Source organism: Cellulomonas sp. EB106-03-03-XG116, from assembly GCF_058792015.1.
Window position 1 is genome coordinate 22611 of the sequence record NZ_JBYTEP010000003.1, and the last position, 24266, is coordinate 46876.

Here is a 24266-nt window from a genome sequence, read left to right on the forward strand (position 1 = left end):
GACGCAGGACGGCCCCGGGGCGCACCGCCCCGGGGCCGTCGTGCGGCGGAGGGACCGGTCAGCCGCCGATCTCGCTCTCGCAGCTGATCGCGTACTCGACGCGGTTGCCGCAGGTCGAGCCGAACGACTCGTACTCGGTGTCGAGGTCGGACGCCCAGTACAGGTCGTCGCACGCGGTGCCGCTGCCGCCCTGGCAGGCGTCCCACAGCGCGTCGAGCTCGGGGTCGTCGCCGTAGGTCTGCGCGCCGGTGCTGCTGCCGAGGTCGGTGCCCTCGTCGGTGCCGTCGGTGCCCTCGGTCGCACCCGAGTCGCAGAAGCTGCTGCCGTCGGTGGTCCCGCCGCAGGTCCGGCCGAACTCCTCGTACTCGGAGCCGGAGGGCGCCTCGGACCACAGGGAGTCGCACGCGGCGAGGTCGCCGGACGCGCAGGCGTCCCAGAACCCGTCGAGCTCGGCGTCGTCCCCGTAGGCCCACCGGGTCGGGTCGACGGAGGTGCACAGGGTGCTGCCGTCGGTGCGCCCGCCGCAGGTGTTCCCGAACTCCTCGTCGTCGGAGCCGGACGACGACTCGAAGTACAGGTCGTCGCACGCCTCCATGTCGCCGGACGCGCAGGACGACCGCATGTCGGCCATGTGGCTGTTGTGCGAGGCGATCGCGGTGCCGATGGTGACGCCGAGGACGACCCAGCTGAGCACGCCGAGGCCGCCGAGCACCAGGCCGGCGATGGCGAGGCCGCGGCCCTGCGTGCCGTTCTTCTTCGTGCGGCGCAGGCCGAGGATGCCGAGCACGATCGCGACGACGCCGGTCCCGAGGATGCCGGTGACGAGGGCGGCGATGGACACGCCGTCGGTCCGCGGCGCCTGCTGGTACTGGTTCGGCGAGTACGGGGCCTGCGGGTAGCCGCCGCCGGGGTAGCCGCCACCCGGCGCGGGGTAGCCCCCACCGGACGCGGGGTAGCCACCGCCCGGCGCGGGGTAGCCACCGCCCGGCGCGGGGTAGTCGCCACCGGGAGCCGGGTAGCCGCCACCCGGGGCCGGGTAGCCCTCGCCCGGCGCCGGGTACCCGGCACCCGGCTGCTGCGCCTGGTCGCCGCCCGGCTGGGCGGACGCGCCGCCCTGCGCGGGGTAGCCGGGCGCGCCGTACCCGCCGCCCTGCGCGGCCGGCTCCTGCGGCGCGCCGGGGGCGGCGTACGGCGACGACGCCGGGTACGCGGCGGTCGGCGCCTCGGAGCCGGGCGCGCCCGAGGTCGGGTAGGCGGCGGTCGGCGCGTCCTGGCCCGGCGTGCCCTGGCCCGGGGCGCCGTACGGGGAGGCCGCGGGGTACGCCGCGGTGGGGGCGTCGGAGCCGGAGGTCGGCGGGGTGGGCCACGACGGGGTGGCCTCGTAGCCGGAGGGCGCGGGGCCGGAGGCCGGGGTGGCCTCGTAGCCCGAGGGCGCGGGGGCGGCGGGCCGCTCGGTGCCGCTGCCCGGCGTGGGCCAGGCGCTGCTGCCGGGCTGCTGCTCGGGCTGCTGCCCGGGTTCCGGCGTGGCGCTGCCGTCGTTCGACATGGACGTCCTCTCGCTCCTTGTGACGGACCTGTGCGTCACTATGGCAGACGGCCTTCCCACCAGGACCGCGACGTCCACGGCCGACGTGTCCCGTTCACCCGGGGGCCGCGCCCGGGCGCCGCCGGGGTCGCCCGGGCGCCGCGTCACCAGCCCCGGGCGCGCCACTCCGCCAGGTGCGGCCGCTCGGCCCCGAGCGTGGTGTCCCGCCCGTGCCCGGGGTAGACCCAGGTGTCGTCGCGGAACCGCCCGAAGACCCGCTCCTCGAGGTCGGACATCAGGGCGTCGAACGCCGCCGGGTCGGCGGTGCGGCCGGGCCCGCCGGGGAACAGGGAGTCGCCGGTGAGCAGGTGGACGCGGCCCGGGACGGCGCCGGGTGCGCGGGCGTCGTCGGGCTCCCGGTACGCGAGGGCGACGGCGCCGGGCGTGTGCCCGCGCAGCGCGAGGACCTCGAGCCGGAGCGCCCCGACCTCGAGGACGTCGCCGTGCGCGAGCGCGCGCGGCACGGTGGTGCTGGCGGCCTCGGCCACGGCGTCCGCGTCGGCGGCCCCGGCGGCGTGCGCGGCGCCCGTCGCGGCGAGGACCCCGGCGAGGGCGCCGAGGTGGTCCCGGTGCCGGTGGGTGGTCACGACGAGCGCGAGCGGACCCGCGGGCGCCTCGCCCGGGGACCCGGCCCGCGCCAGGTCGAGCAGCCGGTCGGGCTCGGCCGCCGCGTCGACGAGCAGCCGCGCCCCGGTGCGCCGGCAGGCGAGCACGTACGCCTCGTTGTCCATCGGCCCGACGGACAGCTTGCGGAGCACGACCTCGTCGAGCACCCGGACCGCCGCCGGCCCTCCGGGCACGACGTCCCCGGTGTACCCGGCCACGGCGTCCTCGCCGCCCCCGCTCACGGCCGCCCCACCGCCTCGCCGCGCGACTCCGGCGCCCCGCCGCGCGCGAGCGCCTCGTCGTGGCTGTGCACGGCCCGCACGAGCGCGAGGTGGGACAGCGCCTGCGGCACGTTGCCGATCATCCGGCCGGTCGCGGGGTCGTACTCCTCGGCGAGCAGCCCGACGTCGGTGCGCAGCCCGTCGAGGACGTCGAGCACGGCGGTGGCCCCGTCGACGTCGCCCTGCCGCGCGAGCGCGTCGGCGAGCCAGCCGGAGCAGGCGAGGAACGGGTGCTCGGAGCCCCGCAGGCCGTCGTCGGTGCGGTCGGTGCGGTAGCGGAGCAGCAGGCCGGGGGCGACCTCGAGCTCGGCGCGCACGGCGGCCACCGTGCCGACCAGCCGCGGGTCGCCGGGCGGCAGGAACCCGACGAGGACGAGCTGGAGCAGGGCCGCGTCGGTGTGGACGGCGCCGTAGTGCTGCACGAACGTGTTCCGGTCGGCGTCCCAGGCGTGCGCCAGGACGTCGGCGTGCACGGCGTCCCGCTCGCGGCGCCACCGCTCGACGGGCCCGGGCAGGCCGTGCTCCTCGACGGCGCGGACGGCGCGGTCGAGGGCGACCCAGGCCATCACCTTGGAGTGCGTGAAGTGCCGGGGGGCGCCGCGCACCTCCCAGATCCCGCTGTCGGACCGGCGCCACGTGCGGCACAGGTGCTCGACGAGGTGCGTCTGCAGGGACCAGGAGTCGTCGCCCTCGGCCACGCCGGAGGTCCGGGCGAGGTGCAGCGCCGCCATGACCTCGCCGAGGACGTCGTTCTGCACCTGCCCGACCGCGGCGTTGCCCACCCGCACGGGCCGGGAGCCGGCGTAGCCGGGCAGGTGGTCGAGCGTGCGCTCGGCCAGCTCCCGGGAGCCGTCGACGCCGTACATGATCTGCACCTGCGCGGGGTCGCCGGCGACGGCGCGGAGCAGCCACTGGCGCCAGGCCTGGGCCTCGTGGCGGTAGCCGTGCTCCAGGAGGGCCTCGAGGGTCATGGCGGCGTCCCGGAGCCAGCAGTACCGGTAGTCCCAGTTCCGCTCGCCGCCCGGGTCCTCGGGGAGCGAGGTGGTCGCGGCCGCGACGATGCCGCCGGTCTCGGAGTCGGTGAGCAGCCGGAGCACGAGCAGGGACCGCACGACGGCGTCCCGGTAGGTCCCGCGGTACCGGGCGGACCGGGCCCAGCGCGCCCACTGGTGCTCGGTCGCCTCGACGCGGTGCGCGAGCCGGGGCGCCCGGGGCACGGGCTTCCAGGAGGGCACCCAGGTGAGCGAGAGGCCGACGCCCCCGCCCTCGGCGAGCGTGAACTCGTCGGCGTGCCCGCGGTGCGGACCGCCGCCGGGGCGGGGGAGCCGGTCGCCGCGCAGCACGAGGCTGTCCGGCCCGGCGACCGCGCGGATGACCTCGTCCCCGTCCGGGTCGGTGACGCGGTGCACCCAGGGCACGACGGCGCCGTACCCGAACCGCACGACCCACTCGTGCCGGAGCCGCACGGACCCGCGCACGACGGACACCCGCCGGACGAGGTCGCACCGGCCGTCCCCGAGCGGCATGGCGTCGAGCAGCACGGCCGTCCCGGTGGGCGTCTCGAACGTCGTCTCGAGCACGAACGAGTCGTCGAGGTACCGCCGGGTCACGCGGGTGGCGTCGGGCGCGGTGAGCAGCCACCGCCCGTGCTCGGGGCCGCCGAGGAGCGCCGCGAAGCAGGCGGGGGAGTCGAACCGCGGGGGGCACAGCCAGTCGACGGAGCCGGCGCGGGACACGAGCGCGGCGGTCCGGCCGTCGCCGAGCACGGCGTACTCGCCGATGGGCGTCGGGCCGGGGGCCGCGGGCGCGGGGGCCGCGGGAGCGGGCTCCGGCCCGGGCGTGGGTTCCGTCACGGCGGCGCGGTCGGTCACGGTCCACATCATGCGCCGACCAGGGGCGACGACGCAGGTCGGGCGACCTTTACGGTTCGAACACATGTGCGGATGTCGGTGGCTCGCCGTAGCATGCTGGGCGTGAATGATCGTCTGGTGGTCCAGGGGGCCCGCGAGCACAACCTGCGCAACGTCGACCTGGACCTCCCGCGCGACAGGCTCATCGTCTTCACGGGCCTGTCCGGGTCCGGGAAGTCGTCGCTGGCCTTCGACACCATCTTCGCCGAGGGCCAGCGCCGCTACGTCGAGTCGCTATCCGCGTACGCGCGCCAGTTCCTCGGCCAGATGGACAAGCCCGACGTCGACTTCATCGAGGGCCTGTCGCCCGCGGTGTCGATCGACCAGAAGTCGACCAACCGCAACCCGCGGTCGACCGTCGGCACGATCACCGAGGTCTACGACTACCTCCGCCTGCTGTTCGCCCGCGCCGGCACCCAGCACTGCCCGGTGTGCGGGGAGCGCGTGACCGCGCAGACGCCGCAGCAGATCGTCGACCGACTGCTCGAGCTGCCCGAGGGCACCCGCTACCAGGTGCTCGCGCCGGTGGTGCGCGGCCGCAAGGGCGAGTACGCGGACCTGTTCAAGGAGCTGCAGGCCAAGGGCTTCGCCCGCGCCCGCGTGGACGGCGAGGTGGTGCAGCTCTCCGAGCCGCCGACGCTCGAGAAGAAGCTCAAGCACGACATCGAGGTCGTCGTCGACCGCCTGGTGTCCCGCGAGGGCGTGCAGCGCCGCCTGACCGACTCGGTGGAGACGGCGCTCGGCCTCGCCGGCGGCCTGCTGGTCGTCGACATGGTCGACCTCGACGCGGACGACCCGGACCGGGAGCGCCGGTTCTCCGAGAACCGCGCGTGCCCGAACGACCACCAGCTCACGCTGGACGAGATCGAGCCGCGGACCTTCTCCTTCAACGCCCCGTACGGCGCGTGCCCGGAGTGCACCGGCATCGGCTCGCGCCTCGAGGTGGACCCCGACCTCGTCGTCCCCGACGACGACCTGTCGCTGCGCGACGGCGCGGTGGCCCCGTGGGCGCAGATCTCCTCCGAGTACTTCGAGCGCGTGCTGACCGCGCTGGCGGACGACCTCGGGTTCTCGATGGACCAGCCGTGGCGGGCGCTGCCCGAGCGCGCCCGCAAGGCCGTGCTGTACGGCGAGAACCACAAGGTGCACGTCAAGTACAAGAACCGCTGGGGCCGTGAGCGCCAGTACTCCACGGGCTTCGAGGGCGTCGTGACGTTCCTGGAGCGCCGCCACTCCGAGACCGAGTCGGAGTGGAGCAAGGAGAAGTACGAGGCGTACATGCGGGAGGTGCCGTGCCCCGTGTGCGAGGGGACGCGGCTCAAGCCCGAGGTGCTGGCCGTGCGGGTCGGCGGCAAGTCGATCGCCGAGGTCTGCGCGCTGCCGATCCGCGAGGCCAAGGAGTTCCTCGACGCCCTCGAGCTCGGCGTGCGCGAGCGGCAGATCGCCGAGCAGGTGCTCAAGGAGATCCAGGCCCGGCTCGGCTTCCTGCTCGACGTCGGCCTGGACTACCTGTCGCTCATGCGCGCCGCGGCGACGCTGTCCGGCGGCGAGGCCCAGCGCATCCGGCTGGCGACCCAGATCGGGTCCGGCCTGGTGGGCGTGCTGTACGTGCTGGACGAGCCGTCGATCGGCCTGCACCAGCGGGACAACCGCCGCCTCATCGACACGCTGACCCGGCTGCGCGACCTCGGCAACACGCTGATCGTCGTCGAGCACGACGAGGACACCATCCGCACCGCGGACTGGATCGTCGACGTCGGCCCCGGCGCGGGCGAGCACGGCGGCAACGTCGTGCACTCCGGCGACCTGGCGGGCCTGCTGGCGTCGCGCGAGTCGATGACCGGCGCCTACCTGTCCGGCCGCCGCTCGATCCCGATGCCGGCGCAGCGGCGCAAGGTGGACAAGAAGCGCCAGGTCACCGTTCACGGCGCCCGCGAGCACAACCTCAAGAACGTCGACGTGTCGTTCCCGCTCGGGACGTTCACGGCCGTGACCGGCGTGTCCGGCTCCGGCAAGTCGACGCTGGTGAACTCGATCCTCTACACGGTCATGGCGAACGAGCTGAACGGCGCCCGCCGGGTGGCCGGGCGGCACAAGCGCGTGAGCGGCCTGGACCAGCTCGACAAGGTCGTGCACGTCGACCAGGGCCCGATCGGCCGCACCCCGCGGTCGAACCCGGCGACCTACACGGGCGTCTGGGACCGGATCCGCAAGCTGTTCGCCGAGACCACCGAGGCGAAGGTCCGCGGCTACACCGCGGGGCGGTTCTCGTTCAACGTCAAGGGCGGCCGCTGCGAGGCGTGCTCCGGCGACGGCACGCTCAAGATCGAGATGAACTTCCTGCCCGACGTGTACGTGCCCTGCGAGGTGTGCCACGGGGCGCGGTACAACCGCGAGACGCTCGAGGTGCACTTCAAGGGCAAGACGGTCGCGGACGTGCTGGACATGCCGATCGAGGAGGCCGCGGAGTTCTTCGCCGCGGTGCCCGCGATCGCCCGGCACCTCACGACCCTCGTCGACGTCGGCCTCGGCTACGTCCGGCTCGGCCAGCCGGCCCCGACGCTGTCCGGCGGCGAGGCGCAGCGCGTCAAGCTCGCGACCGAGCTCCAGCGCCGGTCCACCGGCCGCACGGTCTACGTGCTGGACGAGCCGACGACCGGCCTGCACTTCGAGGACATCCGCAAGCTCCTCGGCGTGCTGCAGGGCCTGGTCGACAAGGGCAACAGCGTGATCGTCATCGAGCACAACCTCGACGTGATCAAGAACGCCGACTGGATCATCGACATGGGTCCCGAGGGCGGCTCGGGCGGCGGCACGGTCGTCGCGCAGGGCACGCCGGAGCAGGTCGCGCGGGTCGCGGCGAGCCACACGGGGACGTTCCTGGCGGAGGTGCTGGACGAGCCGGCGGCGGAGCGCGCGAGCGCCTGAGCCGCGCGGGTCTCAGCCCGCCGAGCCGGCGCCCGCGGTCTCCAGGACCGCCGGCGCCGGCTCGGTCAGCACCGGGAACGTGACCGACCGGGCGATGAAGCAGTGCTCGTGCGCCCGGCGGTGCAGGTCGGCCAGCTGGGCGTCGAGCGCCGCCCCGTCGGTCGCGGCGGAGCCGCCGGGCCGGACGGTGACCTGCGGCCGCAGCACGACCTGGGTGAACTGGCCGTGGCCGGCCGCCTCGACCCGCATCGTCCCGCCGGCCCGGTCCGTGTAGCCGACGACCGCCACGCCCGACGTGGCGGCGAAGTGGAGGAACCAGAGCATGTGGCACTCGGCCAGCGCGGCGACGAGCAGCTCCTCGGGGTTGTGCCGCGCCGGGTCGCCCCGGAACGCCGGGTCGGCCGACGCGAGCACGGGCGGCTTCCCCGCGACCCGCACCTCGTGGTCGCGGCTGTACGCCGCGTACCCGGTGGTGCCCGTGGCGCCCGCGCCCGTCCAGACGACGTCGGCGGCGTACTCGTGCAGCAGTCCCATGCGGGCGACGGTACCGGCGCGCCGGGCCCTCGGCGCGGCTGTCGGTCCGGCGAACTACGGTGGCACGCATGGCTGACCCCGCCACCTACCGCCCCGCCCCGGGGGAGATCCCCGACCAGCCCGGCGTCTACCGGTTCCGCGACAAGGACGGCCGGGTCATCTACGTCGGCAAGGCCAAGAGCCTGCGGTCCCGGCTGAACTCGTACTTCCAGGACGTCGCCGGCCTGCACCCCCGCACGCAGCAGATGGTCACGACGGCCGCCTCGGTGCAGTGGACCGTCGTCGGCACCGAGGTCGAGGCGCTGGCGCTGGAGTACTCCTGGATCAAGGAGTTCGACCCGCGGTTCAACGTGAAGTACCGCGACGACAAGTCCTACCCGTACCTGGCCGTCACGCTCGCCGACCAGTTCCCGCGCGTGCAGGTGATGCGCGGTGCGAAGCGGCCCGGCACCCGGTACTTCGGCCCGTACGCGCACGCCTGGGCGATCCGGGAGACGGTCGACCTGCTGCTCCGGGTGTTCCCGGTGCGCACCTGCTCCGCGGGCGTGTTCAAGCGCGCGAAGCAGCAGGGCCGGCCCTGCCTGCTCGGGTACATCGACAAGTGCTCCGCGCCGTGCGTCGGGAAGATCTCCCAGGAGGACCACCACGTCCTGGCCGAGGAGTTCGCCGACTTCATGGCGGGGGACACCGCCCGGTTCACCAGGCGCCTGACCCAGCGCATGCAGGAGGCGTCGGCGGAGCTCGACTTCGAGCGCGCGGCCCGGCTCCGGGACGACATCGGCGCCCTCAAGCGCGCGACCGAGAAGAACGCGGTCGTGCTGTCGGACGGCACGGACGCGGACATCTTCGCCCTCGCCGGCGACGAGCTCGAGGCCGCGGTCCAGGTGTTCCACGTGCGCGGCGGCCGGATCCGCGGCCAGCGCGGCTGGGTGGTCGAGAAGGTCGAGGACCTGACGGACGCGCAGCTCGTCGAGCACCTGCTCCAGCAGGTCTACGGGGACGTGCCCGGCGGCGACCCCGCCGCCGCGTCGGGAGCGGCCGCGGGCTCGGTGCCGCGCGAGGTCCTGGTCCCGGTCCTCCCCGACGACCTCGACCAGGTGCAGGCCTGGCTGTCCGGGCTGCGCGGCAGCCGGGTGCACGTCCGCGTCCCGCAGCGCGGCGACAAGCACGAGCTGGCCGAGACGGTCCGGAAGAACGCCGAGCACGCCCTGGCGCTGCACCGCACCCGCCGGGCCGGCGACCTGACGACCCGCAGCCAGGCGCTGCAGGAGATCCAGGAGGCGCTGGGGCTGGACTCCGCGCCGCTGCGCATCGAGTGCTACGACGTCTCGCACAACCAGGGGACGTACCAGGTGGCGTCGATGGTGGTGTTCGAGGACGGCCTGGCCCGCAAGAGCGAGTACCGGACGTTCGGCATCCGCGGCCCGGAGGGCACGGGCGCGCGCGACGACACCGCGGCCATGCACGAGGTCATCACCCGCCGGTTCCGCCGGTACCTCGCCGAGCGCGAGCAGGCGGGCGACCTGGAGCTGGGGCTGGGGGAGGACCAGCTGGCCGAGGCGCTGGCCGACGCCGACGCCGGCCCGGTGCGATCGGGCCCGATCGACGAGACGACCGGCCGCCCCCAGCGGTTCGCCTACCCGCCGAACCTCGTCGTGGTCGACGGCGGCCCGCCGCAGGTCGCGGCCGCGGCGGCGGCGCTGGCGGAGCTCGGGATCGACGACGTGGCGCTGTGCGGCCTGGCCAAGCGGCTGGAGGAGGTGTGGCTGCCGGGGGAGGACTACCCGGTGATCCTGCAGCGCTCCTCCGAGGGGCTGTACCTGCTGCAGCGCGTCCGCGACGAGGCGCACCGGTTCGCGATCACCGCGCACCGCAAGAAGCGCAGCAAGGGCATGACGGTCTCGGCGCTCGACACCGTCCCGGGGCTCGGCCCCGCCCGGTCGGCCGCGCTGCTCAAGCACTTCGGCTCGCTGAAGCGGCTGAAGGCCGCCACGGCGGAGGAGATCGCGACGGTGCCCGGCATGGGCGCGCGGACCGCGGCGGCGGTGGTGGCGGCGCTGGCCGGGGGCACCGAGCCCGCCGGCGTCCCGGCGCCGGCCACGGGCGCGGACGCGCCGGACGCCGGCGGGACCGCCCCGGCCACGGACGTGCCGGCCCGGGCCACCGACCCGGCGGCGCCGACCGCCGACGCGCCTGGCATGCTGGGGTCATGAGCGACGAGACCTCGCCGATCACCGTCCCCCACGGCATCCCCGCGATCGAGGCCGCCACCGAGGCGCCCCGGGTCCGGCAGCCCCACGTCCTGATCATCACCGGCATGTCCGGGGCGGGTCGCACCCGCGCCGGCGCGGTGCTCGAGGACATGGGCTGGTACGTCGTCGACAACCTGCCCGCGCAGATGCTGACGCACCTCGTCGGCATGCTGACCCACGGCGGGCCGCCGAGCGCGGACCTGCGGATCGCGGCCGTCGTCGACGTCCGCGGGCGCGAGTTCTTCGCCGACCTCCTCGCGGTGCTCGCGCAGCTCCGCGAGTCCGGCATCGACTACCGGATCCTGTTCCTCGACGCCTCGGACGAGGTGCTGGTGCGCCGGTACGAGCAGGTGCGCCGCCCGCACCCGCTGCAGGGCGAGGGCCGGATCCTCGACGGCATCACGACGGAGCGCAGCCTGCTCTCGGACATCCGGGAGCGCGCGGACGTGCTGATCGACTCCTCGGAGACGAACGTGCACGAGCTCGGCCGGATCGTGCGCGCGGCGGTGTCCTCGGAGCAGGAGGAGGACGCGCTGCGGGTCAACGTGCTGTCGTTCGGCTTCAAGTACGGCATCCCGCTCGATGCGGACCACGTGGTCGACGTCCGGTTCCTGGCCAACCCGTACTGGATCACCGAGCTCCGGCACATGTCGGGCCGGGACGCGCCCGTGCGCGACTACGTCCTGGGCCTGCCCGGTGCCGTCGACTTCGTGGACCGGTACGTCGACGCGCTCGAGCCCGTCCTCGCCGGGTACCTGGCGGAGGAGAAGCGCTACGTGACGATCGCGGTCGGCTGCACCGGCGGCAAGCACCGCTCGGTCGCGATCAGCGAGGCCATCGCCGAGCGGCTGCGGTCCCGCGGCCAGCGCGTCACCGTGGCGGCGCGCGACCTCGGCAAGGAATGAACCCGTCCCGCGACGGGCACCCCGCGTTCGTCGCCCTGGGCGGCGGGCACGGGCTGTCCGCGTCCCTGTCGGCGCTGCGCCGCGTGACGGACCGGCTGACGGCGGTCGTGACGGTCGCGGACGACGGCGGGTCGTCCGGCCGGCTGCGCGACGAGCTCGACGTGCTCCCGCCCGGGGACCTGCGCATGGCGCTGTCCGCGCTCTGCGACGACTCCGACTGGGGCCGCACGTGGCGCGACGTGCTGCAGCACCGGTTCACCTCGACGGGCGACCTGGACAAGCACGCGGTCGGCAACCTGCTGATCGTGGCGCTGTGGGAGCTGCTGGGCGACACGGTCGACGGCCTGGACTGGGTGGGCCGGCTGCTCGGCGCCCGCGGCCGCGTGCTGCCCATGGCGGCGGTGCCGCTGGCGATCGAGGCCGACGTCCGGCGGCCCGACGGGCGGGTCGAGGTGGTACGCGGGCAGAGCCACGTCGCGGTGGCCCGCGACCCCATCGAGGGTGTGCGGCTGGTGCCCGACCGCCCGCCGGCGCTGCCCGAGGCGGTCGCGGCGGTCGAGGAGGCGGACTGGGTCGTCCTGGGACCCGGCTCCTGGTACACGTCCGTGATCCCGCACCTGCTCGTGCCGGACCTCGCCGAGGCGCTGCACCGGACCCCCGCGCGCAAGATCGTGCTGCTCAACCTCAGCCCCGACGCCGAGACCGCCGGCATGGGCCCGTGCGAGCACCTGGACGCGCTGCGCCAGCACGCCCCGGACCTCCGGCTGGACGCGGTCATCGCCGACCCCGGCGCCGTGGAGGACGTGGACGAGCTCGAGGAGCGCACGCGCGCCCAGGGCGGGCGGCTGCTGCTGCGCCAGGTGCGGCGCGGGGACGGCACGCCCCGGCACGACGCGCTGCGGCTCGCCGCGGCGATCAGCGACGTGGTCGAGGGCTACCTCGGCGACGTCGGCGCACCCCGGGGGATGGCAGGATGACCGCATGGCTCTGACGGCACAGGTGAAGGACGAGCTTGCGCGGCTCCAGGTCGACAAGACGTCGTGCCGGAAGGCGGAGGTGTCGGCGACGCTCCGGTTCGCGGGCGGGCTGCACATCATCTCGGGGCGGATCGTCATCGAGGCCGAGCTCGACACCGGGATGGCCGCCCGTCGGCTCCGGGCCGCGATCGCCGAGGTGTACGGCCACCAGTCCGAGGTCATCGTGGTGTCGGGCGGCGGGCTGCGCCGCGGGAACCGGTACGTCGTGCGGGTCGTGAAGGACGGCGAGTCGCTCGCGCGGCAGACGGGCCTGCTCGACAACCGCGGGCGGCCGGTGCGCGGGCTGCCCCCGCAGATCGTCTCCGCCGGCGTGCAGGAGGCCGAGGCGGCGTGGCGCGGCGCGTTCCTGGCGCACGGGTCGCTGACCGAGCCCGGCCGGTCGTCGGCGCTCGAGGTGACCTGCCCGGGCCCGGAGGCCGCGCTGGCGCTCGTCGGCGCCGCGCGCCGCATGCAGATCCCGGCCAAGGCGCGCGAGGTGCGCAACGTCGACCGCGTGGTCATCCGCGACGGCGACGCCATCGCCGCGATGCTGGCCCGGCTCGGCGCGCACGAGACGCTGCTGGTCTGGGAGGAGCGCCGGGTCCGCCGCGAGGTGCGCGGCACCGCGAACCGCCTGGCCAACTTCGACGACGCGAACCTGCGCCGGTCGGCGCGGGCGGCGGTCGCCGCCGGCGCGCGCGTCGAGCGGGCGTTCGAGATCCTGGGCGCCGACGTGCCCGAGCACCTGCGCGAGGCGGGGGAGCTGCGGCTCGCCCACAAGGAGGCCTCGCTGGAGGAGCTCGGCAAGCTCGCCGACCCCGTGCTCACCAAGGACGCGGTGGCGGGCCGGATCCGCCGCCTGCTCGCGACGGCCGACAAGCGCGCCGCCGACCTCGGCATCCCGGACACCGAGTCCGGGCTCAGCCCCGACCTGCTGGACCTCTAGCAGGACGCGGGGCAGCGGGTGGAAGGCCGTCCGCACCACGGACGGCCGTCCCGCCGGCCAGACCTAGGTCCCTGCGGCACCCTGCGCTCGGGTATAGGCTCTAGGCCATCCGGAGATGTTCTGAGGGTCAAGTTCCTGTGACCGCGGCGTTTCCGGAGCGCACACCGGCGTGCGCAGTCCATCACCGCAACAGTGTGCGCTGGCCTGTGCCGGCGCGTGCCGAGGAGGGCAAGTGACCATCAAGGTCGGCATCAACGGCTTCGGCCGCATCGGGCGCAACTTCTACCGGGCCATCGTGGCGTCGGGCGCCGACATCGAGATCGTCGGCGTCAACGACCTGACGGACAACAAGACGCTGGCTCACCTGCTCAAGTACGACACCGTGCTGGGCCGCTTCCCGCTGAGCGTCGACTTCGACGACGACAACATCATCGTCGACGGCAAGAACATCCGCGCCCTCGCCGAGCGCGACCCGGCCAACCTCCCCTGGGCCGAGCTGGGCGCCGACATCGTCATCGAGTCGACCGGCTTCTTCACCGACGCCGAGAAGGCCAAGGCGCACATCGCCGCCGGTGCCAAGAAGGTCATCATCTCCGCCCCGGCGAAGAACGAGGACGGCACCTTCGTCGTCGGCGTGAACCACGAGTCGTACGACCCGGCCACGCAGCACATCATCTCGAACGCGTCGTGCACCACGAACTGCCTCGCCCCGCTGGCGAAGGCGCTCAACGACTCGATCGGCATCGAGCGTGGCCTCATGACCACGATCCACGCCTACACGGGTGACCAGAACCTGCAGGACGGCCCGCACAAGGACCTCCGCCGCGCCCGCGCCGCCGCGCAGAACATCGTCCCGACCTCGACCGGCGCCGCCAAGGCCGTCGCGCTCGTGCTGCCGGAGCTCAAGGGCAAGCTGGACGGCTACGCCCTGCGCGTCCCGACCATCACCGGCTCGGCGACCGACCTCACCTTCACCGCCTCGAAGGAGGTCACGGTCGAGGAGGTCAACGCCGCGGTCAAGGCTGCCGCCGAGGGCCCGCTCAAGGGCGTCCTGGCGTACGTCGAGGACGAGATCGTGTCCTCCGACATCGTCACCGACCCGCACCAGAGCATCTTCGACTCGAAGCTGACCAAGGTGTCGGGCGACCTGGTGAAGGTCGTGTCCTGGTACGACAACGAGTGGGGCTACTCCAACTCCCTCGTCACCCTCACCTCCTACGTCGGCGAGCGTCTCTGACCCTCAGCCGTCCGTAGCGACGCACATGCGCCCGCGCACGCCGGGGTCGGCCTCCGACCCCGGCGTGTCGCGGGCGCCGTCATGGACAGCCCCGGTCGTCGGCCCCGACGGCCCCGCGGAGCAAGGTAGGCAAGCATGAAGACCATCGAGGACCTCGGCGACCTGCGCGGCAAGCGCGTGCTCGTCCGTTCCGACTTCAACGTGCCGCTCGACGGCACGACCATCACCGACGACGGCCGCATCCGCGCCGCGCTGCCCACGCTGAAGGGCCTGCTCGACGCCGGCGCCCGCGTGGTCGTCACCGCGCACCTCGGCCGCCCGAAGGGCGAGCCCGACGCGAAGTACTCGCTGGGCCCCGTCGCCGCCCGCCTGGGCGAGCTGCTCGGCCAGCCGGTCGCCCTCGCGGAGGACGTCGTCGGCGAGTCGGCCAAGGCCACGGTCGCGGCGCTCGAGGACGGCCAGATCGCGCTGCTCGAGAACATCCGGTTCGACGCGCGCGAGACCTCCAAGGACGAGGCCGAGCGCGGCGCGCTGGCCGACGAGCTCGCGGCCCTCGCCGACGCGTTCGTCTCCGACGGCTTCGGCGTCGTGCACCGCAAGCAGGCGTCGGTCTACGACGTCGCGCTGCGCCTCCCGCACGCGGCCGGCCAGCTCGTCCTCACCGAGGTCGAGGCGCTGCGCAAGGCCGTCGAGGACCCCGAGCGCCCCTACGTGGTCGTGCTCGGCGGCTCGAAGGTCTCCGACAAGCTCGGCGTCATCGCGAACCTGCTGACCAAGGCCGACAAGCTGCTCATCGGCGGCGGCATGGTGTTCACCTTCCTCAAGGCCCAGGGCCACGAGGTCGGCTCCTCGCTGCTCGAGGAGGACCAGGTCGAGACCGTCAAGGGCTACCTGGCGGAGGCGCAGGAGTCCGGCGTCGAGATCGTGCTGCCCGTCGACATCGTCGCGGCCGACGGCTTCGCCGCCGACGCCCCGCACGAGACCGTCGACGCGGACAAGATCCCCGCCGGCAAGATGGGCCTGGACATCGGCCCGAGGTCGGGCGAGCTGTTCCGCGCCGCGATCCTCGACGCGAAGACCATCGCCTGGAACGGCCCGATGGGCGTGTTCGAGTTCCCCGCCTTCGCCGAGGGCACCAAGGCCGTCGCGCAGGCGCTCGTCGACACCGACGGCTTCTCCATCGTCGGCGGCGGCGACTCGGCCGCGGCCGTGCGTCGTCTCGGCTTCGACGAGGCCGGCTTCGGCCACATCTCGACCGGCGGCGGCGCGTCGCTGGAGCTCCTCGAGGGCAAGACCCTCCCCGGCATCGCGGTCCTGGAGGACTGATCCACATGGCACGTACCCCCCTCATCGCGGGCAACTGGAAGCTCAACCTCGACCACCACGAGGCCGTGCACCTGGTGCAGAAGCTCGCCTGGACGCTCAAGGACGCCAAGCACGACTTCGGCACCGCCGAGGTCGTCGTCCTGCCGTCGTTCACCAACATCCGCTCCGTGCAGACCCTGGTCGACGCGGACAAGCTGGAGATCGGCTACGGCGCGCAGGACGTGTCGCAGCACGCGTCCGGCGCCTACACCGGCGAGGTCTCGGCGGCGCAGCTCGCCAAGCTCGGCGTCACCTACGTCGCGACCGGCCACTCGGAGCGCCGCGAGTACCACGGCGAGTCCGACGCGGTCGTCGCGGCCAAGACGGTCGCCGCGCTCGGCGCCGGCATCACCCCGATCGTCTGCGTCGGCGAGGGCCTGGAGATCCGCAAGGCGGGCACCCACGTCGAGTACACCCTGACGCAGCTCGCGGGCTCGCTCGCGGGCGTGACCGAGGAGCAGGCGAAGACGGTCGTCATCGCCTACGAGCCCGTCTGGGCCATCGGCACCGGCGAGGTCGCCACCCCCGAGGACGCGCAGGAGGTCTGCGAGGCCATCCGCGGCAAGCTCGCCGAGCTGTACTCGGCCGAGGTCGCCGACGCCGTCCGCGTGCTCTACGGCGGCTCGGTGAAGTCCGGCAACGCCGCCCAGATCATCGGCAAGCCCGACGTCGACGGCGCGCTCGTCGGCGGCGCGTCGCTCGACGCCGAGGAGTTCGCCAAGATCGCGCGGTTCCAGGAGCACGTCGGCGCCTGAGCCACCCCGGGCTGGGGCGCGCGGCGGCAGCACGCCGGCGCGCGCCCCGGCCGACCGGGCGACCTGCGGCCCGATCCGGCCTGTCGTGCTGGATTCCTGCGCCACGCGTCGCCTACCCTGGACCGCGGTCCACCCGACCGACCCCGCCCGGGGTCCCCCGACAGCGAGAAGAGCCAGACCCGCCGTGACAGCCCTCACCATCGCCCTCCAGGTCCTCCTGGTGGTCACGAGCCTGCTGCTCGTCCCGCTCGTCCTGCTGCACAAGGGCAAGGGCGGCGGTCTGTCCGACATGTTCGGCGGCGGCATCACCAGCAGCGCCGGGTCCTCCGGCGTGGCCGAGCGCAACCTCAACCGCATCACCGTGGGCGTCAGCCTCGTGTGGGCGGTCGTGATCGTGCTGCTCGGTCTCATCGAGCGCGTGAGCTGAGGGAGAGACCTCATGGCGAGCGGAAGTGCGATCCGGGGGTCCCGCGTCGGCGCGGGCCCCATGGGCGAGGCCGAACGCGGCGACGCCGCGCCCCGCGTGTGGATCTCCTACTGGTGCGCGAACGGCCACGAGACGCGGCCGTCGTTCGCCGAGGAGGCCGCCGCCGAGGCGCCCGAGACCTGGGACTGCCCGCGCTGCGGCTTCCCGGCCGGCCAGGACGAGGCCAACCCGCCGTCGCCCGTGCGCAACGAGCCGTACAAGACCCACCTGGCCTACGTGAAGGAGCGCCGCTCCGCCGAGGACGGCGAGGCGATCCTGGACGAGGCGCTGGCCGCGCTCCGCGCCCGCCGGCGCGGCGGGGTGCGCTGAGGCAGCACCCGCCACCCGCACGTCCCGCGGCGAGGGCCCCGCAGCACCTGTCTCTTCTCCCCATCTGACGCTGCCGACGAAGGCCGTGGAGTGTCGATCTCGGTGGTCGCCGTATCCTTCAAAAGGGGGGGGGGGGGGGGGGGGGGANNTACCTACCCCCCCCCCCCCCCCCCCCCCCCCCCCCCCCCCCCCCCCCCCCCCCCCCCCCCCCCCCCCCCCCCCCCCCCCCCCCCCCCCCCCCCCCCCCCCCCCCCCCCCCCCCCCCCCCCCCCCCCCCCCCCCCCCCCCCGCGTCCGGCGGGAGCGGGGATCCCCGCCGAGGTCGAGCGTTTCCGCCGAGGTCGAGCGTTTCGGGCCGCCGTGAACCGGCAAACCCTCGACCTCGCTGGGTTCGCCGACGGGCGAGGGCCCCGCAGCCACCCGGCTGCGGGGCCCTCGTACCGTGCGGGGGAGTGCCGGCGGCTACGCCGCGCCCTGCGTCGCGCCGACCTCGGCCACCGCGGCCGCGTCGACCAGCCAGAGCGTCGCCTCCGTGCCGCGGGCGCCCGCGGCCGGGGTCGTCGCCACCGGGGCGTCGGACAGCGCCGACGCGACGGCCGCCGCCTTCTCGGCGCCCGCCGCCACCACCCACACCTCGCGCGCGGCGCGGATGGACTCGAACGTCAGCGACACCCGCTCGGGCGGCGGCTTGGGGGAGCCGTGCACCCCGACGGTCGGCACGCCGGTGACGTCGACGCCCTCGTGGCCGGGGAACAGCGACGCCACGTGGCCGTCCGGCCCCATGCCGAGCATGAGCACGTCGAACGTCGGCACGTCGGCCCCCTCGGGGGCGAACGCCGCGAGCTCGGCGGCGTAGGCCGCGGCCGAGTCCTCGGGGGTCGCGATGCCGGCGCCCGCGTCGAGCGGTCGCATCGGGTGCACGTTCGCCGCCGGGAGGGCGTCGCCGAGCCCGTCGATGAGCGCGGACCGCGCCTGGGTCTCGTTGCGGTCGCCGTCGCCGTCGGGCAGGAACCGCTCGTCGCCCCACCACAGGTGCACGCCGGACCAGTCGACGGCGCGGGCCGCCGGGGACGACGCCACGGCGGCGAGCGTCTTGATCCCGACGGTCCCGCCGGTGAGCACGACGTGCACCGGTGCGGCGGCGGACTGCAGGTCCACGAGCCGCGTGACGAGCCGCGCGGCCGTGGCCTCGGCGAGCGTGTCGGCGTCCGGGTGCACCAGGACGGTGCGCGGCGCGCCCGTCACGCGCCCACCTTCGTCAGGCCCTTGCGCAGCACCTCGCCGTAGACCTCGTCGGCGTCGAGCCGGCGGAGCTCCTCGGCCAGGCACTCCCGCAGCTGCCGGATCGGCAGGGCGATCCGATGCTCGGGCTGCTCGGGCTGGCGCAGCGCGGCGGTCTTGCCGTCGGGCCGGTCGAGCACGATCGGCCCGGACTTCCGCTCGAGCCGCACCTGCGTGATGGCCGGGGCGTCCGCCTGGCGCTCGATGTCGACCGGGCAGTTCAGCGCCCAGCCCAGCCACGCCGCCATGAGGTCGACGGAGGGGTGGGTGCTCTCGCCGGCCACGACCGCGCGGGTGACGGGCTCGAACGGCGGCTGGTCCAGCGTCGCCGCGATGAGGCCGCGCCACAGGGTGGTGCGGGTCCACGCGAGGTCGGTGTCGCCCTCGGTGTAGCCGCCGGCCAGCCGGTGCAGCGCGTCGGACGGGCTGGTGCACTCGGTGGTGTCGGTGATCCGGCGTCGCGCGAGCTGGCCGAGCGGGTGCTGGGCCGGGTCGTCGGGCACCTGGTAGGGCCACCAGGCGACGATCGGCGCGTCCGGCAGCAGCAGGGGGAGCACGAGGGTGTCCAGGTGCCGGGCCTGCGCGGCGGACGGGTGCAGCAGGACGACCTCGGAGGCGCCGGCGTCGCCGCCGAGCCGGATCTGCGCGTCGAGCTCGGAGTCGGCGGCCTCGGGGCCGGACTCGGTGAGCACGATGACGCGGCAGGGGTGCTCGCGGCTGGCGTCGTTGGCGGCCTCGATGGCGGCCTCGGGGTCGTTGGCGCCGACGTCGATGAGCAGCGTCAGCACGCGCCCGAGGGCGACGGCGCCGCCCTCCTCGCGCTCCTGCACCAGCCGCTTGTTGATGTCGCGGGTGGTGGTCTTGGGCAGGTCGATGATCACGGTCGCCTCCAGGTCCGTCCGTCGCGCTCCATCATGCGGTCGGCCGACTCCGGCCCCCAGGTGCCGGCGCGGTACTGCTCCGGCTTGCCCTTCGACGCCCAGTAGGACGTGATGGGGTCGAGGATCTTCCAGGAGAGCTCGACCTCCTCGTGCCGCGGGAACAGCGGCGGGTCGCCCAGCAGGACGTCGAGGATGAGGCGCTCGTAGGCCTCGGGGGACGACTCGGTGAACGCGTGGCCGTAGCCGAAGTCCATCGTGACGTCGCGGACCTCCATCGCGGTGCCCGGCACCTTGGCGCCGAACCGCAGGGTGACGCCCTCGTCGGGCTGGACGCGGATGACGAGCGCGTTCTTGCCGAGCTCCTCGGTCGCGGTGGACTCGAAGGGCAGGTGCGGCGCCTTCTTGAACACGACGGCGATCTCGGTGACGCGGCGCCCGAGGCGCTTGCCGGTGCGCAGGTAGAACGGGACGCCGGCCCAGCGGCGGGTGTCCACGTCGACGCGGATGGCGGCGAAGGTCTCGGTGGTCGAGTTCGGGTCGAAGCCGCCCTCGTCGAGGTAGCCGACGACCTTCTCGCCGCCCTGCCAGCCCGCGGCGTACTGCCCGCGGGCGGTGTGCTTGCCGATGTCCTTGGGCACGCGCACCGCGGAGAGGACCTTGATCTTCTCGGCGGTGAGGTCGTGCGCGTCGAACGTGACCGGCTCCTCCATGGCCGTGAGGGCCAGGAGCTGCAGCAGGTGGTTCTGGATGACGTCGCGCGCGGCACCGATGCCGTCGTAGTACCCGGCGCGGCCGCCGACGCCGATGTCCTCGGCCATCGTGATCTGCACGTGGTCGACGTAGTTGGCGTTCCAGATCGGCTCGAACAGCTGGTTGGCGAAGCGCAGCGCCAGCAGGTTCTGCACCGTCTCCTTGCCGAGGTAGTGGTCGATCCGGAACACGTCGTCGGGGTGGAACACCGAGGACACGACGTCGTTGAGCTCGCGGGCCGACTGCAGGTCGTGGCCGAACGGCTTCTCGATGACGACGCGGCGCCAGGCGTTCTCGACCGACTCCGACAGGCCGGAGCGGGCGAGCTGCTTGCAGACGACGGGGAACGCGCTCGGCGGCACCGAGAGGTAGAACGCGTGGTTGCCGCCGGTGCCGCGGGTGACGTCGAGGTCCTCGACGGTCTGCCGCAGCCGGTCGAACGCGTCGTCGTCGTCGAAGGTGCCCTGGACGAACCGGATGCCCTCGGACAGCTGGCGCCAGGTGGACTCGCGGAACGGGGTGCGCGCGTGCTCCTTCACGGAGTCGTGCACGATCTGCGCGAAGTCCTGGTCCTCCCAGTCGCGCCGGGCGAACCCGGTGAGCGCGAAGCCGGGCGGGAGCAGGCCGCGGTTGGTGAGGTCGTACACCGCGGGCATGAGCTTCTTGCGGGCGAGGTCGCCGGTGACCCCGAAGATCACCAGGCCCGAGGGCCCGGCGATCCGCGGGAGCCGGCGGTCGCGCGGGTCGCGGAGCGGGTTGTGCTCCGCGGTGACCTTCGCGGGCCTCACTCGGCCACCTGCTCCAGGCCGCCGCGGACCGTGTCGAGCAGCTCGGCCCAGGACTTCTCGAACTTGTCGACGCCCTCGCGCTCGAGCTGGTCGGTGACCTCGTCGATCGCGATGCCGAGGCCGGCGAGCCGGTCGATGACGGCCTGCGCCTCGGCCTGGGTGCCGGTGACGGTGTCGCCCCGGAAGTCGCCGTGGTCGTACACCGCCTGGAGCGTGGCCTCGGGCATGGTGTTGACGACGCCGGCGACGACGAGCTCGTCGACGTACCGGGTGTCGGGGTACGCCTTGTCCTTGACGCCCGTGGACGCCCACAGCGGACGCTGCGGCTTCGCGCCGGCCGCGGCGAGGGCCTGCCAGCGCTCGCCGGCGACGACCTCCTCGTAGACGCCGTACGCCAGGCGGGCGTTGGCGATGGCGGCCTTGCCGCGCAGGTCGGCGGCCTCGGGGGAGCCGATCTCGTCCAGGCGCGGGTCGATCGCCGCGTCCACGCGGGACACGAAGAACGACGCGACGGAGGCGATGGGAGCCAGGTCGTGGCCGTTGGCCTTCGCCCGCTCCAGGCCCTCGAGGAACGCGTCCAGCACGGCGCGGTACCGCTCGAGGGAGAAGATCAGCGTGACGTTGACGCTGATGCCGTCGGCGAGCACCTCGGTGATCGCCGTCAGCCCGTCGAGCGTGGCGGGGATCTTGATGAACAGGTTCGGCCGGTCGACGGTCGACCACAGCGCGCGGGCCGAGTCGACGGTCGCCTGGGCGTCGTGCGCGAGGCGCGGGTCGACCTCGATCGACACGCGGCCGTCCACGCCGTCGGTGGCGTCGTAGACGGGGCGCAGCACGTCGGCGGCCTCGCGCACGTCGTCGGTCGTGATCGCGAAGACCGCGCCGTCCACGTCGGTGCCCTGCGCCCGCAGCTGCTCGAGCTGCTCGTCGTAGGACTCGCCCTTGGCCAGCGCGCTCGCGAAGATCGTCGGGTTGGTCGTGACCCCGACGACGCGGCGCTCGGCCACGAGGTCCTTCAGGTTCCCGGTGCGCAGCCGCTCCCGGGACAGGTCGTCCAGCCATACCGCGACGCCTGCGTCGGCCACCTGGTCGAGCGGCGTGATGCCCTCTGTCATCGTCGTGCCACCTCACTTCTCGCCCCGGACTCCGGGCCGGGGCGTCGACGGTCGGGCCCGTCCTGACCAGGCCGGGCGCCGCTCACGCCCGGTCCTGATTCCCCCGGGGCCGGGCGTGCGTTTCGAGCCTAGACCCGCCGGGCGGGGGTCCGCCGTCCGGTCCGCCACCGCGGGGGCCCGGGGCGACGGACGTCACACGACCGGGACCCTGGTCCCAGGCGGTTCACGGCCGCATCTGCTGCCCGGGGGGCCGTACGATGGTCGGGATCATCCGCGGGGCCGTCCGGCCGGCGCGGTCGGGCGACGGGCGGAGGACCGGAGCGTGCGCACGATGAGCCCAGCCGCTCCCGCCGGGGCCTCGTCGCGGGCCCCGGGCGTCCCGGCCCAGGACGGCCGGAGCGCGCTGCGCCGCCGGCTGGCCGCCTACGTGGCGCTCACCAAGCCGCGGGTCATCGAGCTGCTGCTCGTCACCACGCTGCCGACGATGATCCTGGCGCAGGGCGGGTTCCCGCCGATCGGCCTGGTGCTGGCGACGCTGGTCGGCGGCGCGGCCGCGGCCGGCGCGGCGAACGTGCTCAACTGCTACATCGACCGCGACATCGACCAGGTGATGAACCGCACCAAGCGGCGGCCGCTGGTCACGGGGGAGATCACCCCGCGTGCCGCGCTGCTGTTCGGCCTGGCGCTGGGCGTCGGCTCGCTGCTGTGGCTGGCGCTGCTGGTCAACGTGCCGTCCGCGCTGCTCACCGGCGGCGCGATCCTCATCTACGTCGTCGGCTACACGATGATCCTCAAGCGGCGGACGCCGCAGAACATCGTGTGGGGCGGCGCCGCCGGCTGCATGCCGGTGCTGATCGGCTGGTCGTCGGTGACCGGCGGGCTGTCCTGGGCCGCGGTGCTGCTGTTCGGGGTGATCTTCTTCTGGACCCCGCCGCACTACTGGCCGCTGTCGATGAAGTTCCGCAAGGACTACGCGGCCGCGGGCGTCCCGATGCTGCCGGTGGTCGCGGCGGAGTCGAAGGTCGCGAAGGAGATGATCGCGTACACCGTCGCGATGATCGCCTGCTCGCTGCTGCTGGTCCCGGTCGCCGGGATGACCTGGGTGTACGCGGTCGTCGCGACCGTCCTCGGCGTGTGGTTCCTCTGGTCGAACATCGCGCTGTACCGTCGCGCCCAGGACCCGAGCCGCGGGAAGCTCCGCGCGATGTCGGTGTTCCACGGGTCGATCACGTACCTGTCGCTGCTGTCGGTCGCGGTGGCGGTCGACGTGTTCCTCCCGCTCTGACCCACCGGAGGGACCGCGGGGAGGCACCGGCATGACGGACGACCAGCCGTCAGCCCCCGCGCTGCGCGCCGCGCTCGACGGGTACCTCGCGCACCTCACCGTCGAGCGCGGGCTGTCGGCCAACACGCTGGCCGCCTACCGGCGGGACCTCACCCGGTACGTCGACCACCTCGCCGCCGCCGGCCGCGCGTCCGTCGCGGAGGTGGCGGAGTCCGACGTCGAGGACTTCCTCACCGCCGTGCGGACCGGCTCCGACGGCCGGGCCGTGCTGTCGGCGTCGTCCGCGAAGCGCGCCGTGGTGGCCGTGCGGGGCTGGCACCGGTTCTCGGTCCTGGAGGGGCTGACCGCCGCCGACCCCGCGCGGGCCGTGCGACCGCCCAAGCAGGCGCAGGTGCTGCCCAAGGCGATCGGCACCGACGAGGTCCTGCGGCTGCTGGAGGCGGCGTCCCTGGGCGACGGGCCGGTGCCGCTGCGGGACCGGGCGCTGCTGGAGCTCGTGTACTCGACCGGTGCGCGCATCTCCGAGGCCGTGGGGCTCGACGTCGACGACCTGGACCTCACCGAGGGCCGCGCGGCGGTCCGGCTGTTCGGCAAGGGCAGCAAGGAGCGCGTCGTCCCGGTGGGGGCGTACGCCGTCGAGGCGCTGGAGGCGTACCTGGTGCGCGCCCGCCCGGCGCTGGCCGCGGCGGGGCGCGGGGGAGCGGCGGTGTTCCTCAACACCCGCGGGGCCCGGCTGTCCCGGCAGAGCGCGTGGGCGGTGCTGCGCACGGCCGCCGAGCGCGCCGGGCTGCCGGGCGCCGACCACGTGTCCCCGCACACGCTGCGGCACTCGTTCGCGACCCACCTCCTGGCCGGCGGCGCCGACGTCCGCGTGGTGCAGGAGCTGCTCGGCCACGCCTCGGTGACCACCACGCAGATCTACACGAAGGTGACGCCGGACACGCTGCGCGAGGTGTACGCGACCAGCCACCCGCGCGCCAGGCGGGACAGCGCCGTCCGGGCCGCCGCGGGCGCCGCGCGCACCGGCGCGGGAGACGGCTGACCGGCCGGG

20 protein-coding genes are annotated in these 24266 nt (G+C 74.4%); 12 read left to right on the top strand and 8 right to left on the bottom strand.

Going from position 1 to position 24266, the window contains the following annotated elements; all coding sequences use genetic code 11:
* Positions 1 to 58: 58 nt before the first annotated feature.
* The 3 genes from AC3WUG_RS02000 to AC3WUG_RS02010 all read right to left on the bottom strand — a co-directional run bounded on the left by AC3WUG_RS02000 (position 59) and on the right by AC3WUG_RS02010 (position 4325).
* A complete protein-coding gene (locus tag AC3WUG_RS02000) occupies positions 59 to 1546 on the bottom strand; it encodes a DUF4190 domain-containing protein (RefSeq protein WP_492326108.1) in 1488 nt (495 codons plus the stop codon).
* Between the two features lie 143 nt (positions 1547 to 1689).
* Positions 1690 to 2433, bottom strand: a complete 744-nt coding sequence (locus AC3WUG_RS02005) for an MBL fold metallo-hydrolase (RefSeq protein WP_492326109.1) — start codon at positions 2431 to 2433, stop codon at positions 1690 to 1692.
* Positions 2430 to 4325, bottom strand: coding sequence for a glycoside hydrolase family 15 protein (locus AC3WUG_RS02010; protein WP_492326248.1), 1896 nt, complete (start codon positions 4323 to 4325; stop codon positions 2430 to 2432). The genes AC3WUG_RS02005 and AC3WUG_RS02010 overlap by 4 nt, the downstream gene beginning before the upstream one ends.
* 111 nt (positions 4326 to 4436) lie before the next feature.
* Between AC3WUG_RS02010 and uvrA the strand changes: the two genes are divergently transcribed.
* On the top strand, positions 4437 to 7310 hold the full coding sequence (uvrA, locus tag AC3WUG_RS02015; RefSeq protein ID WP_492326249.1) for an excinuclease ABC subunit UvrA: 2874 nt from the start codon (positions 4437 to 4439) through the stop codon (positions 7308 to 7310).
* A gap of 12 nt (positions 7311 to 7322) precedes the next feature.
* Here uvrA and AC3WUG_RS02020 read toward each other — a convergent pair whose 3' ends face one another.
* Positions 7323 to 7844 carry an OsmC family protein gene (locus AC3WUG_RS02020; protein WP_492326110.1) on the bottom strand — a complete coding sequence of 174 codons (522 nt, stop codon included), beginning with the start codon at positions 7842 to 7844 and terminating at the stop codon, positions 7323 to 7325.
* Between the two features lie 68 nt (positions 7845 to 7912).
* Here AC3WUG_RS02020 and uvrC point away from each other — a divergent pair, with 68 nt between their 5' ends.
* The 9 genes from uvrC (at position 7913) to AC3WUG_RS02065 (ending at position 17116) form a co-directional block, all read left to right on the top strand.
* Positions 7913 to 10057, top strand: a complete 2145-nt coding sequence (uvrC, locus tag AC3WUG_RS02025) for an excinuclease ABC subunit UvrC (RefSeq protein ID WP_492326111.1) — start codon at positions 7913 to 7915, stop codon at positions 10055 to 10057.
* Positions 10054 to 11001: an RNase adapter RapZ gene (gene rapZ / locus AC3WUG_RS02030; protein ID WP_492326112.1), complete on the top strand. Its 948-nt coding sequence runs from the start codon at positions 10054 to 10056 to the stop codon at positions 10999 to 11001. The genes uvrC and rapZ overlap by 4 nt, the downstream gene beginning before the upstream one ends.
* The gene (locus tag AC3WUG_RS02035; protein WP_492326113.1) at positions 10998 to 11978 is read left to right on the top strand and encodes a gluconeogenesis factor YvcK family protein; all 981 of its coding nucleotides are present in this window, start codon (positions 10998 to 11000) and stop codon (positions 11976 to 11978) included. The genes rapZ and AC3WUG_RS02035 overlap by 4 nt, the downstream gene beginning before the upstream one ends.
* Before the next feature lie 4 nt (positions 11979 to 11982).
* Positions 11983 to 12963: a DNA-binding protein WhiA gene (gene whiA / locus AC3WUG_RS02040; RefSeq protein ID WP_217614120.1), complete on the top strand. Its 981-nt coding sequence runs from the start codon at positions 11983 to 11985 to the stop codon at positions 12961 to 12963.
* Positions 12964 to 13195: 232 nt separating this feature from the next.
* Positions 13196 to 14200, top strand: coding sequence for a type I glyceraldehyde-3-phosphate dehydrogenase (gene gap / locus AC3WUG_RS02045; protein WP_217614119.1), 1005 nt, complete (start codon positions 13196 to 13198; stop codon positions 14198 to 14200).
* Between the two features lie 135 nt (positions 14201 to 14335).
* Positions 14336 to 15526 (top strand): phosphoglycerate kinase, encoded by a 1191-nt coding sequence (locus tag AC3WUG_RS02050; RefSeq protein WP_492326114.1) that lies wholly within the window; start codon positions 14336 to 14338, stop codon positions 15524 to 15526.
* Positions 15527 to 15531: 5 nt separating this feature from the next.
* Positions 15532 to 16320, top strand: a complete 789-nt coding sequence (gene tpiA, locus AC3WUG_RS02055; protein ID WP_492326115.1) for a triose-phosphate isomerase — start codon at positions 15532 to 15534, stop codon at positions 16318 to 16320.
* Positions 16321 to 16504: 184 nt separating this feature from the next.
* Positions 16505 to 16747, top strand: coding sequence for a preprotein translocase subunit SecG (gene secG / locus AC3WUG_RS02060; RefSeq protein ID WP_146837079.1), 243 nt, complete (start codon positions 16505 to 16507; stop codon positions 16745 to 16747).
* Between the two features lie 12 nt (positions 16748 to 16759).
* Positions 16760 to 17116 (top strand): RNA polymerase-binding protein RbpA, encoded by a 357-nt coding sequence (locus AC3WUG_RS02065; RefSeq protein ID WP_147796638.1) that lies wholly within the window; start codon positions 16760 to 16762, stop codon positions 17114 to 17116.
* 461 nt (positions 17117 to 17577) lie between these two features.
* Here the strand turns inward: AC3WUG_RS02065 and pgl are convergent, their stop codons facing one another.
* From pgl to tal, 4 genes are read right to left on the bottom strand one after another with little or no spacing between them, the layout of a single operon-like run.
* A complete protein-coding gene (pgl, locus tag AC3WUG_RS02070) occupies positions 17578 to 18360 on the bottom strand; it encodes a 6-phosphogluconolactonase (RefSeq protein ID WP_492326116.1) in 783 nt (260 codons plus the stop codon).
* On the bottom strand, positions 18357 to 19277 hold the full coding sequence (locus AC3WUG_RS02075; RefSeq protein ID WP_492326117.1) for a glucose-6-phosphate dehydrogenase assembly protein OpcA: 921 nt from the start codon (positions 19275 to 19277) through the stop codon (positions 18357 to 18359). Before AC3WUG_RS02075 ends, pgl begins: the two co-directional genes overlap by 4 nt.
* On the bottom strand, positions 19274 to 20815 hold the full coding sequence (gene zwf, locus AC3WUG_RS02080) for a glucose-6-phosphate dehydrogenase (RefSeq protein ID WP_492326118.1): 1542 nt from the start codon (positions 20813 to 20815) through the stop codon (positions 19274 to 19276). The genes AC3WUG_RS02075 and zwf overlap by 4 nt, the downstream gene beginning before the upstream one ends.
* Positions 20812 to 21930: a transaldolase gene (tal, locus tag AC3WUG_RS02085; protein WP_492326119.1), complete on the bottom strand. Its 1119-nt coding sequence runs from the start codon at positions 21928 to 21930 to the stop codon at positions 20812 to 20814. Before tal ends, zwf begins: the two co-directional genes overlap by 4 nt.
* A 331-nt stretch (positions 21931 to 22261) precedes the next feature.
* Between tal and AC3WUG_RS02090 the strand changes: the two genes are divergently transcribed.
* Positions 22262 to 23215 (top strand): heme o synthase, encoded by a 954-nt coding sequence (locus AC3WUG_RS02090; RefSeq protein WP_492326120.1) that lies wholly within the window; start codon positions 22262 to 22264, stop codon positions 23213 to 23215.
* Positions 23216 to 23246: 31 nt separating this feature from the next.
* Positions 23247 to 24257 carry a site-specific tyrosine recombinase XerD gene (locus AC3WUG_RS02095; RefSeq protein WP_492326121.1) on the top strand — a complete coding sequence of 337 codons (1011 nt, stop codon included), beginning with the start codon at positions 23247 to 23249 and terminating at the stop codon, positions 24255 to 24257.
* Positions 24258 to 24266 lie beyond the last annotated feature (9 nt).